This is a genomic window from Streptomyces katrae (genome assembly GCF_000966975.1).
Taxonomy (GTDB): Bacteria; Actinomycetota; Actinomycetes; order Streptomycetales; family Streptomycetaceae; genus Streptomyces; species Streptomyces katrae.
Genome location: NZ_JZWV01000030.1, coordinates 1 through 14,521, shown reverse-complemented (window position 1 = coordinate 14,521; position 14,521 = coordinate 1). Strand labels below are relative to the sequence as shown.

At 75.1% G+C, this 14,521-nt stretch carries 11 protein-coding genes and 1 pseudogene; 8 read left to right on the top strand and 4 right to left on the bottom strand.

All coding sequences use genetic code 11. From position 1 onward, the window contains the following. The 3 genes from VR44_RS02180 to VR44_RS02170 all read right to left on the bottom strand — a co-directional run. Positions 1–1,201 (bottom strand): AMP-binding protein (locus VR44_RS02180; RefSeq protein ID WP_045945615.1); only part of this gene is annotated, 1,201 nt, incomplete at its 3' end. After that, positions 1,198–2,406 (bottom strand): 5-aminolevulinate synthase, encoded by a 1,209-nt coding sequence (gene hemA, locus VR44_RS02175; RefSeq protein WP_045945619.1) that lies wholly within the window; start codon positions 2,404–2,406, stop codon positions 1,198–1,200. The genes hemA and VR44_RS02180, both read right to left, overlap by 4 nt. A gap of 69 nt (positions 2,407–2,475) precedes the next feature. After that, positions 2,476–4,044: a class I adenylate-forming enzyme family protein gene (locus VR44_RS02170; protein WP_045945614.1), complete on the bottom strand. Its 1,569-nt coding sequence runs from the start codon at positions 4,042–4,044 to the stop codon at positions 2,476–2,478. 315 nt (positions 4,045–4,359) lie between these two features. Between VR44_RS02170 and VR44_RS42150 the strand changes: the two genes are divergently transcribed. From VR44_RS42150 to VR44_RS02145, 5 genes are all read left to right on the top strand, one after another. Continuing rightward, on the top strand, positions 4,360–4,515 hold the full coding sequence (locus tag VR44_RS42150) for a thiazolylpeptide-type bacteriocin (RefSeq protein WP_094191378.1): 156 nt from the start codon (positions 4,360–4,362) through the stop codon (positions 4,513–4,515). A 124-nt stretch (positions 4,516–4,639) separates the two neighbouring features. Then, positions 4,640–4,798, top strand: a complete 159-nt coding sequence (locus tag VR44_RS42145; RefSeq protein ID WP_094191377.1) for a thiazolylpeptide-type bacteriocin — start codon at positions 4,640–4,642, stop codon at positions 4,796–4,798. Positions 4,799–4,828: 30 nt separating this feature from the next. After that, positions 4,829–5,929, top strand: a complete 1,101-nt coding sequence (locus VR44_RS02160; protein WP_052713429.1) for a hypothetical protein — start codon at positions 4,829–4,831, stop codon at positions 5,927–5,929. Beyond that, positions 5,926–7,740 (top strand): ABC transporter ATP-binding protein/permease, encoded by a 1,815-nt coding sequence (locus tag VR44_RS46305; RefSeq protein ID WP_211275001.1) that lies wholly within the window; start codon positions 5,926–5,928, stop codon positions 7,738–7,740. Before VR44_RS02160 ends, VR44_RS46305 begins: the two co-directional genes overlap by 4 nt. Next, a complete protein-coding gene (locus VR44_RS02145; RefSeq protein WP_052713428.1) occupies positions 7,737–10,379 on the top strand; it encodes a lantibiotic dehydratase family protein in 2,643 nt (880 codons plus the stop codon). The genes VR44_RS46305 and VR44_RS02145 overlap by 4 nt, the downstream gene beginning before the upstream one ends. On the opposite strand, the gene VR44_RS44755 is transcribed toward VR44_RS02145, so the two are convergent. Next, positions 10,352–10,888, bottom strand: a complete 537-nt coding sequence (locus tag VR44_RS44755; protein WP_157880204.1) for a hypothetical protein — start codon at positions 10,886–10,888, stop codon at positions 10,352–10,354. The genes VR44_RS02145 and VR44_RS44755 overlap by 28 nt on opposite strands. Here VR44_RS44755 and VR44_RS02135 point away from each other — a divergent pair. From VR44_RS02135 to VR44_RS02125, 3 genes and pseudogenes are all read left to right on the top strand, one after another. Continuing rightward, the gene (locus VR44_RS02135; protein ID WP_045945610.1) at positions 10,872–12,128 is read left to right on the top strand and encodes a hypothetical protein; all 1,257 of its coding nucleotides are present in this window, start codon (positions 10,872–10,874) and stop codon (positions 12,126–12,128) included. The genes VR44_RS44755 and VR44_RS02135 overlap by 17 nt on opposite strands. Beyond that, a complete protein-coding gene (locus VR44_RS02130) occupies positions 12,125–14,098 on the top strand; it encodes a TOMM precursor leader peptide-binding protein (RefSeq protein ID WP_052713427.1) in 1,974 nt (657 codons plus the stop codon). Before VR44_RS02135 ends, VR44_RS02130 begins: the two co-directional genes overlap by 4 nt. A gap of 14 nt (positions 14,099–14,112) precedes the next feature. Continuing rightward, positions 14,113–14,521: pseudogene (locus VR44_RS02125) on the top strand (hypothetical protein); the annotation flags it as partial.

Here is a 14,521-nt window from a genome sequence, read left to right as displayed (position 1 = left end):
AGTTCAGGTAGCCGGCCATCAGCCCGTGCCCGCGCACGACGATCTCCCCGCGCTCCCCGTCGGGCAGCAGCCGGATCCGCCGTGGCTCGTCGGCGTCCGCGATGCCGACCTCGACCCCGGGTATCGGCAGGCCGACCGTCCCGGGGCGGCGCCGGTGGCCCGGCTGGTTGTAACTGACGCTGGGGGAGGTCTCGGTGAGCCCGTACCCCTCGTAGACGGGCGCGCCCAGCACCTCCTCGACCTGCCTGAGCACCGCCGGGGGGAGCGAGGAGCCGCCCGAGTACGCCCGTTCCAGCGGGGGCCGGCGCGGATCGCTCCCGGCCGCGTCCAGCAGGGCCAGGTACATGGTGGGGACGCCCATGACGACCGTGCAGCGGTGGTCGTTCATCAGCTCCAGGGCGCGCGTGCCGCAGAAGCGGGACATCAGCACCAGGGTGGCGCCGGCGTGGAAGCACACGCCCATCCCGCAGATCTGGCCGAAGGTGTGGGACAGCGGGAGCGCGCCGAGCAGTACGTCGTGGCCGTCGAAGGCGAAGGGGGTACGGGCGGTGGTCGTGATGTTCATGAGCACGTTGTGGTGCGTGAGCATCACGCCCTTGGGGGCGCCGGTGGTCCCGGAGGTGTAGAGGACGACGGCGATGGCCCCGGGTGCCGGAGGGACGAGCCCGGGGAGCGGCTCGGCGTGCCGCGCCTCCCGGTCGAGCCGCGGGAGTTGCTCCGCGAGGTCCGGCCCGGCCGCGTCCGCGTCCCCGTCGTCCCCGGTCGCGTCCCCGTCCGACACGCCGAGCACCGCGACCCCCGCCGCCCGTGCGGCGGCGGCCGCCTCGGGCAGCAGGGAGGCGGCGCACACCAGGGCCGCCGCGCCCGAGTCCCGCAGGACGTGGGAGATCTCGGGGGCCCGGGACTGCTCGTGCACCGGTACGGCCGTGCAGCCCAGGGCGAGGATCCCGTAGTAGGCCATCGGGAACGCCGGGGTGTTGGGCAGCAGCAGCGCCACCCTGTCCCCGGCGCCCAGACCCCGGGCGCGCAGCGCGGCCGCGTACCGCAGGGCGCCGTCCCAGAGCTCGGCATAGGAGTACGAGCGGTCCCCGAAGACCAGCGCGGGGTGCGCGGGCCTGCGGGCGGCCGACTCCGCCAGGACGGACGCGACCGACGGCGACGCGATCGCCGGGGACGCGGCCGGCGGGGACGCGAGGCTCATGCGGCGGTCCGCGGCAGGCCGAGTTCCAGCCACACCGAGTCGAGGGCCTCCACGAACTTCTCCACCTCGGCCGGCTCGGGCAGCGCCCCCGGCGCGATGCGCAGGATCTCCTCGCCCGTCTTCACGCTCGGCGCGTTGATGGACTGCACGTAGATCCGGTACCGCTCCAGCAGCAGCGCCGAGGCCTTCTTGCAGGCCGCGTCCTCACCGATCAGCACCGACACGATGTGCGACTCGTCCGACAGGAACGGGATGCCGCGCTCCCGCAGCAGCCCGTGCAGCAGCTTCGCGTTGCGGTGCAGCGCGGTCCGCTCGGCGTCCGAGCCCGCCAGGTGGCGTACGGCGGCCAGCGCGCCCGCCGCGACCGCCGGCGGGAGGGAGGTGGTGAACACGAACGGCCGCGACAGGGTCCGTACGGCGTCGATCAGCGCGGCCGGCCCCGCGATGTAGCCGCCGGCGGTGCCGAAGCCCTTGCCGAGGGTGCCCATGACCACGTCGATCTCCTCGGCCAGCCCCTCGCGGGCCGCTATGCCGGCGCCGCGCGGCCCGTACATGCCCACCGCGTGGACCTCGTCGAGGAAGATCGTCGCCCCGTACTTGCGGGCGACCTCGGTGACCTCGCGGATCGGCGCGACGTCACCGGACATCGAGTACACCGACTCCAGCACGATCAGCTTCGGCCGCTCCGGGTCCTCGGCCGCGATCAGCTCCTCCAGGTGCGCCGCGTCGTTGTGGCGGAAGATGCGCTTGGCGGCGCCGCTGTGCCGCAGCCCGTCGATGATCGAGGCGTGGTTCAGCTCGTCCGAGAAGACCACGCAGTCGGGGACCGCACCGGCGATCACCGTCAGGGCGCCGTCGTTCGCGGTGTAGCCGGAGGTGAAGATCAGCGCCGCCTCCTTGCCGTGCAGCGCGGCGAGTTCGGCCTCCAGCTGCACGTGGACGTGGTTGGTGCCGCCGATGTTGCGGGAGCCGCCGGAGCCGGCGCCGAAGCGCTCCAGCGCGTCCCGCATCGCCGCCATGACCTTCGGCTGCTGGCCCATGCCGAGGTAGTCGTTGCTGCACCAGACGCTGATCTCGGCCGTGGCGTCGGCCGGGTCGGTGGAGGTGGAGGCACTGGGGAAACGGCCGGCGCGGCGGCCGAGTTCCAGGAACTCGCGCTTGCCGTCCGCGATCGCGGCGGCGGCGCGGTCCGTAAAGAACGCCAGGTGGGCCCGGGGGGACGCCGGGAGGGTCGGGGTCGTGGAAGTCGTCACGATGTCAGCTCGCTTTCTTCGTCAGTTCGAGGCCGCGCCGGAGACCGCCGCGCCCGCGAGGCGCCTGTGGTCGGGCTTTCCGGATTCGGTCAGGGGGAGTTCGGGCCACCGCACGATCCGCGCGGGGGCGTGGGCGGGGGAGAGGACCGCTGCGACGTGGCGGCGCAGCTCGTCGGGTTCGCAGGGGACGCGCAGCACCACGGCGGCGTGCACGGCCTCGCCGGTCACCGGGTCGGGCGTGCCGAACACCGCGCAGTCGGCGACGGCGGAGTGGGTGAGCAGGGCGCGTTCCACCTCGGCGGGCCGGACCTTGACGCCGGCCGCCTTGATCACGCGTCCGATCCGGTCGGCCAGGTGGAGGTACCCGTACGCGTCCAGGTGCCCGAGGTCGCCGGTCCGCAGCCAGCCGTCCGGCAGCAGGGCGGCGGCGCTCTCGGCGGGCAGGCCCTGGTAGCCGGCCATCGCGTACGGGGAGCGCACCTGGACCTCGCCGGACCCGCCGCGCGGGACCTCCAGCCCGGTGGCGGGGTCGCAGACGCGGACCTCGACGCCCGGGAAGGGGCGGCCCACGCTGGGCAGCAGCTCCGGCTCGAAGTGGTCGAGCTGGTCCAGCAGGGTGATCCGGCCCGCCTCGGTGGAGCCGTAGCACTGCACGAGGCGGGGTCCGAAGACCCGTACCGCGTCGGCCAGCCGGGCCGGTGAGGCCGTGCAGCCGCTGTAGATGAGCTGGCGCAGCGCGGACAGGTCGGTGCCGGCCGTGTCCGGGTGGTCCAGCAGCCGGTACAGCTGCGGGACGGTCACGTAGACCCGGGTGATCCGTTCGGCGGCCAGGGCCCGCAGCACCTCGGCGGTGTCGAAGCGGTCGTGGACCACGAGGGAGCCGCCGGAGGCCAGGACCACGTCGGCCATGACGGCGACGGTGTGGCTGGTCGGGGTGACGATCAGCATCCGCTCCGGCTGCCGCCCCGCGAGGGAGGCGGCGTCGCCGAGCACGAGCCGGTTCCAGGCGGCGAAGGACTGCCGCACGCCCTTGGGGCGGCCGCTGCTGCCGCTGGTGTACGTCACCACGGCGCAGTCCGGCGTCCGCGGGGCCTCCCCGGCCGCCGTGGCGGCGTCGGCGTCGCTGCCGCCGTTCGCGTCCCCGTCGCCGGGGGCGTCGAGGACCACGACGGCCACGGGCTGCGGGAGCAGCGCGGCGAGTTCGCGGCCGCGGCCGGCGTGGGCCGGGTCCGTCACGAGGACCGAGACCCCGCATTCCGCGAGGAGCCCGGCCTGTTCGGCGGCCGGCAGCGGAAGGTCCGAGCCGGGGTTCACCGACCGCACGTACATCACGCCGGCGCCCAGGAGATGGGCCGCGTGGCGGGCGGTGAAGGTCAGCGGGTGGTTGGCCTCGGTGAGGATCCCGGCCATGGTGCCCGGCCCGGCGCCCGCGGCGCGGAGCGCCTCGTGGGCGCGGTGCACGGAGCGGACGAGCGCGGCCCCGTCGAGGGAGCCGGCCCGGCCCCGGATGCGGGGCCGCCGGGGGTCCCCGGCGAGTACGCCGAGTATCCGGGAGACGTAGTGCCCTTGCGCAGTGGATCGTCCGGTCACGCCGTCATTTCCGTTCCCTGTGAAGCCGAGTCCCTCGCATGCTCGGTCGCGGGCGGGGGCCCGGACAAGGTTTTCCGGAGGAACGCTGACACGGATCACGTGAGGTCGTGACATATGTCATTCCGGGCCCCGGGCAACAGTGGGGGGAATCGTGCGCGCGTATGCGCAAAGGGCGCGCGTGACGAATGTAACGGGGCGCCATTACCTGTGTCAGGGGAAGTCCTGGAGGTCTTCCGGGAGCCGGTTCGAGCGGGCAATGATTCTTCTCGTCAGGCCGACCGGCCAGGCAAACGGAAAACCTGAAAGGGAATTCACATGGACAAGAACCTGGGTACCGAGGACTTCGCTTCCTTCGAGCTCGAGGAGATCGAGGTCCTGGACGTCGCCGAGGGTGCGGCCCTCCCCGAGGTCGGCGCCTCCAGCGGTGGCTGGCTGTGCTGCTCCTCGTCGTCCTCCTCGTCCTGCTGCTGAGCTGACGACGGCGGTACGCCGCAGGCACGACCGAGCAAGGCGCCCCGCCCTCCGTCGCAAGACGGCGGGCGGGCGCCTGCCCCGCTGTATCCGTGGAAGCCGGGAAAAAAGAAAGGGAATTCGCATGGACAACCTGACCGCCGAGGATTTCGCCTCCTTCGAGCTGGAGGACCTGGAGATCCTCGACGTCGTCGACGGCGTCGCCCTCCCCGAGATGGGTGCTTCCAACCTGGGCAGCTGGCTCTGCTGCTCTTCGTCGTCGTCCGGTTCGTCCTGCTGCTGACGGCGGATCCCAGAACGAGAGGTGACACCCATGGAAGGCGCCCCGAACGAGCGCACGATCGGCATGCGCTTTCATGCGCGATCACCGATCGAACCCGCATGGATTTCGCAGGTACTGGTACCGGTGGTGCGGTCCCTGCGCATCGAGCACAACGCCACCGTGGCCTATCTGGCCCGTGGCTGGAAGCACGGCCCCCACGTCGAACTGATCGCCCGCGGCCCCGACGGAATTCCGTGGCAGGACATCGCCGGCTCCATCGACTGGCGGCTGGAGGATCTCCCCGAGCCCATGACCGGGGAGCAGTACCTCGCCCAGGCCCGTGAACTGGGCCGGCTGGAACGCGTGGAGCCCCCTTACCTCCCGCTGCACCCGCGCGGCACCGTCGAGTTCTTCGACCGGAACCCCGGCATCACCTGGCCGGCCGGCCTCGAAGCCCCCCGCGACCTGGTACTGACCCGTATGTTCACCCCCCTGGCACGGCTGATGGACCTCGCAGCCGGCCGGGACGCAGGCGTTCCCGTGACGGCCCTCGCCGAGGCCTTCACCGCCCTGTGCACGGCCCACCCCGGCGGCCCCTCCTACGGGGTGTTCTCGCTGCGCTCGCACGCCGAGGCCTTCCTGTACTGGGCGAGCTCCGTCAAGGACCCGCGCCCCTCCTTCGCCCGCAGGCTGGAGGCCGACGCACCCATGCTGCGCGCCGTCGTTGAGCGGGCCCGGGACGGCGCCGAGAGTTCCGAAGCCGCCGAGTTCCGGGCGGCGTTCGCGTACGGCATGGGGGTCCTCGACACCGCGGCGGCCCGCGGCGACCTCAGCGCCGAGCTGCTCGACGGGCTGGCCCCCGTCGAGGACCGCGCGTCCACTGCCCCGCCCGGACACCGGGGACCCGTCGCAGAGGGCCGCAGCGAGTTCCACTCCACCATCGCCGAGAGCCGGGCCGTGGACCGGACGCCGTCCTGGTTCGCCTCGTACCGGCTCCTCATCAACCTGTTCTACAGCCGGCTCCCCCTGCTCGGCGTGACACCCATCCAGCGCTACTACCTGTGCTTCGCCATCGCCGAGACCGTCGACGAGGTGTACGGGGAGGACTGGCGCGAGCGGCTGCGGCGCGCAGCGGAGAGGAAAGCGGCATGAGCCCGCTCAGTACGCCGGTGGCCGGTCCGGCGACGGGTACCGCCGGACACGACGGCGACCTCGCCATCCGGACCTCCGGCCTGCACAAGGCGTACGGCGCCCACGTCGCCGTCGGATCCGTGGACCTGGAGGTCCGCCGCGGCGAGGTGTTCGGCGTGCTCGGCCCCAACGGCGCCGGCAAGACGACCACCATCGAGATCCTGGAGGGCTTCCGGCACCGCTCCGGCGGCTCCGTCACCGTCCTCGGCGAGGACCCCGGCCAGGCCGGCCGCGCCTGGCGCAACCGCATCGGCATCGTCCAGCAGAGCGGCACCGACCACGAGGGCTGGCGGGTCGGCGAACTCGTCGAGCAGATCGGCCTGTGCTACTCCGACCCGCTGCCCGTCCGGGAGGCGCTGGAGCTGGTGGACCTCGCCGACCGCCCCCAGGCCGTCCTCGGCTCCCTCTCCGGCGGCCAGCGCCGCCGCCTGGACCTGGCCCTCGCGGTCGTGGGCCGCCCCGAACTGCTGTTCCTCGACGAGCCGACCACCGGCCTCGACCCGCAGGCCCGCCGCGACTGCTGGCACATGATCGAGCGGCTGCGCGACGAGGGCACCACCGTCCTGCTCACCACCCACTACCTCGACGAGGCCGAACGGCTCGCCGACCGGGTGGCGGTCCTCGCCGGCGGCCGCGTACGGGAGGTCGCGCCCCCCGCCGAACGAGGACGGGCGCACCCGCACCGTCACCACCGCCGAGGTCGGACCCGTCCTGGAGGAGCTGCGCGCCCGGCTGGGCACGGACGTCCCCGGGCTGGAGATCCGCCGACCCTCCCTGGAGAGCCGCTACCTGCGGCTGATCGAGGACGCCGGCCGTCACCGCGACGGCGACGACGACACGCACGGAAGGAGCACGACCCGATGACGCCCACACCGTCCCTCGCGGCCGCCGGCACCGCCGCGGCCACCGCCGGGGCCCCGGCCAAGGCGCCCGCGAAGGCCCCGATCGGCGCCGTGGCCGCCCGCGGCCCGCTGCCGGGCGTCTTCCGCACCGGTGTCCTGCGCGCCCGCGCCGAACTGCGGGTCTTCTTCCGCAACCGCACCGCGGTGGCCATGAACATGGCCCTGCCCGTGGTCCTGATGCTGCTCTTCGGCTCGATCTTCACGATGAAGGCCGGCGACCACACCGTCCCCATGCACGACGTGGTCGTGGCCGGCGTCCTCGCATCGGGCGTCATGTCCGCCGCGTTCGGCGTCCTGGCCACCGGCATCGCCCTGGAGAGCGGCGACGGCTCGCTCAAGCGGCTGCGCGGCACCCCGTTCGCGACGGGCGGCTACTTCCTGGCCAAGACCGTCCTGGTCCTGGTCCTGGCACTGCTGCAGTCCGTCGCCGTACTGGCCCTGGCCGTCGCCGTGTTCGACTTCCAGCTGCCCAGCACCCCGGGCCGCTGGGCCACCCTGGCCTGGGTGTTCCTCCTCGGCTCCGCCGCCACCGCCCTGCTGGGCATCGCGGTCGGCTCGCTGATCACCGACCGGCGGACCATCACCGCCGCCGTGCAGTTCCCGTTCGTGCTGCTCCAGTTCGTCTCCGGGGTCTACTACTCCTTCTCCGGCCTGCCCGACAGCGTGCAGCGCATCGGGGCGGTCTTCCCGCTGAAGTGGATGGCCCAGGGCATGCGGGCGGCGCTGCTGCCCGACGACATGGCCGCGCTGGAGCCCGCGCACAGCTGGGAACTCGGGCGGGTCGCCCTCGTGCTGGGCGCCTGGATCGTCGGCGGCCTGGTGCTGTGCGTCGCGGCGCGCGTGCACCGGGTCCGGAAGGACTTCCGGTGACGGTCACTGAAGAACGTCCGGCCGCCCTCCTGAAGCCCGCCGCCGCGCAGGCCACCGCCGGGGGCGATCCCCTGGTGAGCGCCTCCGCGGCCACCCCGCGGGGCACCGCAGCGGAGGCCACCGCCGGGGCGGACACCCCGGTGAGCGCCTCCGCCGACACCCCGGGGCGCCCCCCGGTGGAGCGGACCGAGCCGGTCTGGATGCTGCGCGTCAACCCGCTGCGCCGCACCCGGCTCGCCGACCCGGCCCTGGCCGGCGTCCTCGACGAACTGGCCCGCGTCGAGACGGAGCTGGCCGTACGGGCCACCGCCTGCACCGACGCCCTGTACGAGCGGATCGGCGCGGCCCCCGCCGACGAGCGGGCCGCTCTGGTCGCCGTACGCCGGGCCGTGCACAACGACCGGGTCCCGGCCACCCTGCCGGACCCGGCCCCCGCCGAGTTCCTCGCCTGGCTGGAGCTGCGCGTCCTGCGCGACGGCCTCCTCGCCGAGGCGGCCGAGGAACACCCCCGGGCCCTGGCCCGCGAGCGCGGCACCCTCTCCGGCCTCCTCGGGGACGAGGACCTGCTGCGCTCCCTGGCGCTGCTGGCCCCCGAGGTGCACCGGGCCGCCGTCGGCTACCGCGAGGGCACCCTGTCCCGGGCCGCCAAGTCCGAGCGCGGGCTGCTCCAGTACGTGACCCGGGCCATGATGCGCACCAGCCCGCTCGCCCGCTTCACGGCGGTCGGGCTGGCCGTGCCCTCCCCCGACGGCCCCCGCCCCGACGAGGTGTCCTTCGACGGGGCCCGCTCCTTCCCGCACCTGGACCAGGCGCTGCTCGGCTACGTCGCCCGCACCGCCGACCCCGCCGTCCCGCCGGGCCCCGGCACCTGGGTGCGGCAGTCGCCGACCCTCTCCCCGGGCCCCGGCCCGGACCGGATCTCCTTCGTGCAGGCCGGCGACGACAGCAGCCGGCTGCTGTCGACCGCCCTCACCGAACCCCTGCGCCGGCTCCTGAACGCCACGGACATGGGCCCCCGGACCGTCGGCGCGATCGCCGGCGATGTCGCCCGTGCCCTCGGCACCACCCCCGAGCAGGCCGCCGGCGTCGTCCTCGGCTCCCTCAAGGCCGGGCTGCTGTGCACCACCGACGGCCCGGAGGACTGCGCGGCCGACCCCCTCGCGGGGTCCGCGCGCCACGAGGACCTGCGCACCGCCCTCGCCGGGCTGGCCGATGCAGGGCACGCCGAACGCGCCGAGGCCCTGCGCGGCATCGGCTCCCTCACCTCGGCCCTGACCGAGGAGGCCCGCCGCCCGGCCGTCCTCCTCGTCTCGGAGAACTACCTCCTGCCCCCGGCCGAGGTCGACACCCGGGGCCTGGACCGACAGCTGCGCGACCTCGCGCACGCCATGGAGTTCCTGTCCGCCTTCGACCGGCTCCACGACATCCGCGCCGTGCTCACCGACGTGTTCGTGGAGCTCCACGGCCGCGGTGCCTCCGTGAACCTCACCGACCACGCCCGCCACCTGGTGAGCGCCGTCAACGAACGGGTGATCGCGGGCGGCGACAGCCTCACCGGGCTGCGCGCGCTGCGCACCAGGATGCTCGGGGAGCTGCGCGCCGACCTCGCCGCCCGGCGGGGCGACACCGAGGTGGTGTGGGACGCCGAGTGGCTGGCGGAACTGGCCGCGCCCCTGCCCGACCGGTTCCGCCGGGACGCCATCGCCTACAGCGTCCTGGTCCAGCCGACTGGCGACCGGCTGGTGGTCAACGACTCCTACCCCGGCCACGGCATGCTCTACGGCCGCTTCCTCGGCCATGACGCCGAACTCGGCGGGCAGGCCCTGTCCCGGCTGCGCCGCCGCCTGACCGAGCGGCACGGCTCCCACGGCACCGTCCTCGCCGAGGACCGCGGTCTGCACGGGGTCAGTGTCAACGCCCACGCGCCCGTCCTCGACCGGCGGCTGCGCGCCGACGACTGGTACGGGCTGCGGCTCGTCCACGACCCGGACCTCGACCGGCTGTACGTCGAGGACGCCGACGGCCGCCCGCTGCACGTCCTCACCCTCGGCACCGGCCACCCCGAGCTGCTGCCGCCACCGCTGCGCCTGGCCAACTGGCTGGTCATGGGCGGCCGGCTGCTGCCCGACCTGGGCATGCCTGGCGGTCTCGGCGGCCCCGGCATCGGCGGGGTGGCCACCGAGCCCGCCACGCCCCGGCTGCTCGCCGGGTCCGTCGTCCTCCAGCGCCGCCGCTGGTACCCGGGCGAGGACTTCGAGCAGGCGGTCAAGCACGGGCCCGGCGAGGCCGACCGGCTGCTGGCACTGACCCGCTGGCGCGCCCGCCACGGGGTGCCGGCCGAGGTGGTCCTCAAGCCCGCCCCCGCCGGCAGTGCCCCGGCCGGCTCGGACCGCGGCTCCGCCAAGCAGCGCAAACCGCAGTACGTCGACCTCACCAGCGCGCTACTCGGCCGTGTACTGCCCCGCTTCCTCGACCGCGACGGCAGCGGCTTCGTGGAGGAGGCCCTGCCCGCCGCGGGCGCGTCACCGCACGCCTACGAGTGGGCGGTCGAGATCAGCAGGCCGTCCGGCGGACGGTTCACCTACACCCGGCCCGGAGACGGGCCCACCGATCACAAGGACCAGGGAGAGCGATCATGAGGATGAGGCTGCGCCCGGCCCTGCACTACGCACCGGTGCGGGACGGCGTCTACTTCGGGGCCGAGGGCACCTCGTTCGTGGTGCGCGGCCCGGCGGCGCTGTTCCGGGTGGCCGACGTGTGCGTCCCGCTGCTGGAGGACGGCGCGGACGAGGACTCCCTCGTCGCCGCCCTCGGCGGCGAGGCCGCGCGGCCCGTGGTCACCACCCTGCTGAACACCTTCAGCCGGCAGGGCCTGCTCCTTGACCTCGACGCCCTCAGCGTCCCCGAACCCGACGCCGGGACCCGGGAGCGGTTCCGGGACGTCCTCGCGGACCTGGAGACCCTGCACGAGGACCCCTACGCGGCCTTCGCCCGGCTGCGTGCCGCCACGGTGCTGGTCTCCGGCCCGGCGGCGTCCGTACTCCCCGCCGCCCGGGGCCTCGCGCGCACCGGCGCCGGCCGCCTGCTGCTCGCCGTACCGGCGGAGGCTCGCCGTACCGGCGGAGGAGACCGTGGCCGCGGCCGACACGGCCGCCCGGCTGGGTGCGGAACTCCTGGTCCTGGGCGCGGAAGCCGGCCCGGCGGCGACCGCCCCGGTACCGGCCGATGTCGCGATCGTCTGCGCTCCGGGCGAGCTGCTCGGTGCCGAGCTGGCACGGGTGGCCGCGCTGCTGCCGCCGGGCTGCCCGGTCGTGCCGGTCCGCGCGGACTCCCGCTTCCACCTGGTCGGCCCACAGGTCGCCGGCGCCTCCGGGTACCCCGGTACGGTGGCCGCCCGGGTCGGCCACTGGGTGGACACCCCCGGCGCCGCCCCGCTGGGTGCCGCGGCCGGCGCGCTGGCCGGGGCCCTCGCCGGGCAGCTGGCCTACCGGGTGCTGACCGGCACCGGGGCCCCCGGCGAGAGCGCGTACGTGGTGCACGGCCCCGAACTGAACGCCTCCCGCATCGACCTGGCCCCGCTGCCGCCGGCGGGTCCGGCCGCCGGCCTGGACGAGGCCGTGGCCCGTGTCCAGGCCGTCGCCGCCCGGTGGACCGGCCCCTTCGCACTGGTCACCCCCGAGAACCTGCCGCAGCTGCCGCTGGGCGTCGCCGAGGCCGAGCACCGGGACGGCACGGCCGGCTCCGTCGCCGCCTGGGGCGCCGACCAGCGCTCCTCCTCGGTGGCCGCCGCCCTGGCCGCCCTCCGCGCCCAGCAGCACGCGGGCCCGGAGGCCGTCGCCGCCGCCGGCACCAGCGAGGAGGGCTGGCTGCTCGACGGCACCCTGCGGCTGCTCGCCGGACGGGCCGAACCCGTTGGGGACGCCCCCGCGTTCGAGGACCTCGACAAGGCCGGCCAGGTGCTCTGGCGCACCCTGGAGGACCACGAGTTCCTCACCGTCGGGCTGAGCCTGCTGCGGGTGCCGGGCGTGGACTGGCCGCTGGCCGTGGTCCACGACCGTGCCACCGGCCGGGACGTGGCCTCCGCCTGGGGCCCCGACCGCACCGCCGCGTCCGTCGCCGCCCTGAGCACCGCGCTGACCCGCGTCCAGACCCTCCGGATCCGCGGGCGCGAACTCGTCACCGCCGCACCCGACACCACCGCCCTGCTGCACGCCGACACCGCCGCGCTGAGCGCGCTGGCCGCCCAGACCCGGCTCTGGCTCACCCCGACCGGGACCCGCGCCGCCGATCCGGTGGCGGGCGAAACCCCGCTGTGGTTCGGCACGGTGACGGCCCGTCCGGCGACGGACGCGCTTGAGGAAGCCCTCCCGAAGGAGGTCCTGGCATGACGATCGCCCCCGACCTCCTGGACGAGCAGCCCCCGGCCGCCGTTTCACGTGAAACATCGACCCCGGCGGCCCCGGCCGCTCCGGCCCAACTCCCCGACCTGGCCGGGCTCCTCGGCGCGTACGCCCGTGCGGCCGGGCTGGACGCCGAGGCCGTCGGCCTGCACACCGGCTGGGACCTCGACCGTGAACGGGAGCTGTACCGGCGGGCCGTGGAGGACGGGCGGGCCTACCTGTCCGTCCGGATCTCCGGTGACGAGGCCCTGGTCGGGCCCCTGTGGGTGCCCGGCACCGACTCCGGGTGCCCCGGCTGCGCCGAGACCCGGGCCCGGATCGCCGTCGACCACCCGCTGGCCGACCGGATCGACCAGCCCGTGCGCGGGGCCCGCCCGCCCCGGCCCTTCCTCGCGGAAGCGCTCGCGGCGGCCCTGGACGCCCTCGCCGGCCGCCCCCTCGCCCCCGGAGAGCTCCTCGCTGCGGGCGGCGCCGGTGTCTCCCGGCACCGCATCGTCCGCACCTTCAACTGCGCGATCTGCGCGGCACCGGCGACGGCACCCGCCGCCGACCCGGCGGCCCGGCCGCCACGGCTGGTCCTCGACGACCCCGCCGCCTCCCCCGACGACCCGGTGCGCGGCACCGGCGGCGACGCGCTGCTGGCCCCGGGCGTGCTGCGCCGGCGCCTGGTCGACCAGCGCTTCGGCCCGGTCCTCCAGGTCATGCGCGACCTCGACGCTCCGTACGCCATGAGCAACGCCGTCCTGCCCGAATCGCCCGCGTACGGCTACGGCCGGGCGCTGACCTTCGACCGCGCCGAGTCCGTCGCCGTCCTGGAGGCGTACGAGCGCATGGGCAGCTTCCCGCACCACGGGCAGGTCCTCACCGGCCTGTCCTACCGGGAGGTCGCCGACCGCGCCATCGACCCGGTCTCCCTCGGCACCTACACCGAGGAGCAGCTCGCCCACCCCCTCTCCCGGGTCATCCCCAGCACCCCCGACACCCCCATGGACTGGGTGTGGGGCCACGACCTCGACACCGGCGAACCGACCCTCGTCCCGGCCGAGATCGGCTTCTACCGCTACGAGTACCTGCACCGCCACGACCGCCACGGCGCCCGCCGCGACCAGCACGCCGACCGCCGCCGCAGCCACTTCCCGGACTCCTCCAGCGGCTGCGCCCTCGGCTCCGGGCTCACCGAGGCGGCCCTGCACTCCCTCCTCGAACTCGCCGAGCGGGACGCGTTCCTGCTGTCCTGGCACCGGGCGCGGCCGCTGCCCGCCATCGACCCGGCGAGCCTCACCGACCCGGTCTCGCGCCGGCTCCTCGACACCATCGACATCCACGGCTACGACGCCCACCTGCTGGTCGCCACCCAGGACATCGACATCCCCCTGGTGTGGGCGATGGCCGTCAACCGCACCGGCGGCCACCCGGCCAGCTGGTCCGCAGCGGGCTCCGGCGCCGACCCCGAGTCCGCGGTGCGCGCCGCGCTGTGGGAGCTCACCCAGATGTGCACCCGGCCCCCGGCCGACCCCGAGGCGGGCGCGGCCATGGTCGCCGACCCCTGGCAGGTCGACCTGCTGGAGGACCACGTCGACCTGTACAACCGGCCCGAGACCCTGCCCCGGGTCACGGCCGTCCTCGGCGGCCCCCGGGTCACCCTCCAGGAGGCCTTCCCGGACTGGCCGGACCGGCTGCTGAGAGCCGCCGGCGGCACCGTCCGGGGCGCGCTGGACTTCGTACGGGCCCGGTTCGCCGACGCCGGCCTGGACCGGATCGTCCTGGTCGACCAGTCCACCCGCGACCACACCGACCTCGGCCTGGCCGTGGCCAAGGCGGTCGTGCCCGGGATCCTCCCGATGTGCTTCGGCCACGCCCAGCAGCGCCTCGGCGGACTGCCCCGGCTCGCCGCCGCGCTGCGCGGCACCCCGCAGGAACACCGCAGCGCCCCTTACGACCCCCACCCCTTCCCCTGAGAGGCAGGCCCCCGATGAGCACGTCGACGACGCCGGACACCCTGTCCCGCCGCGTGCTGCGCTACGCCCACGCGCAGGGCACCGGCCGCTCGCAGTTCCCCACCCCGGCCCAGGTCGCCGAGGCCTCCGGGCCGCTCCCCGACGGGGCGGCCGGGGCGCCCGGCAGCACGCTGCCGTACGGGACCACCGAGCTGCTGGAGCGCGCCGCGTTCCCGGCGGGGCGGGTGGCCGGCGCGGACCGGCCGGCGGAGCGGGCGCTGCTCGCGGCCTTCGGGCTCCAGCGGGCCGAGCTGACCAATCCGTACTTCGAGCACCGCGCCCTGCCCTCCGTACGCAGCCTCTTCCCGGTGCACGCCTTCCTCACCGGCGAGGGCCCCGCCCGTGTCCTGGACGTGCACCGCCACGCGCTGTCTCTTATACACA

Bases quoted from the DNA above. Each gene is read 5' to 3' on its own strand.
- VR44_RS42150 (WP_094191378.1), top strand. From the start codon at position 4,360: ATGGACAAGAACCTGGGTACCGAGGACTTCGCTTCCTTCGAGCTCGAG.
- VR44_RS42145 (WP_094191377.1), top strand. From the start codon at position 4,640: ATGGACAACCTGACCGCCGAGGATTTCGCCTCCTTCGAGCTGGAGGAC.
- VR44_RS02160 (WP_052713429.1), top strand. From the start codon at position 4,829: ATGGAAGGCGCCCCGAACGAGCGCACGATCGGCATGCGCTTTCATGCG.
- VR44_RS46305 (WP_211275001.1), top strand. From the start codon at position 5,926: ATGAGCCCGCTCAGTACGCCGGTGGCCGGTCCGGCGACGGGTACCGCC.
- VR44_RS02130 (WP_052713427.1), top strand. From the start codon at position 12,125: ATGACGATCGCCCCCGACCTCCTGGACGAGCAGCCCCCGGCCGCCGTT.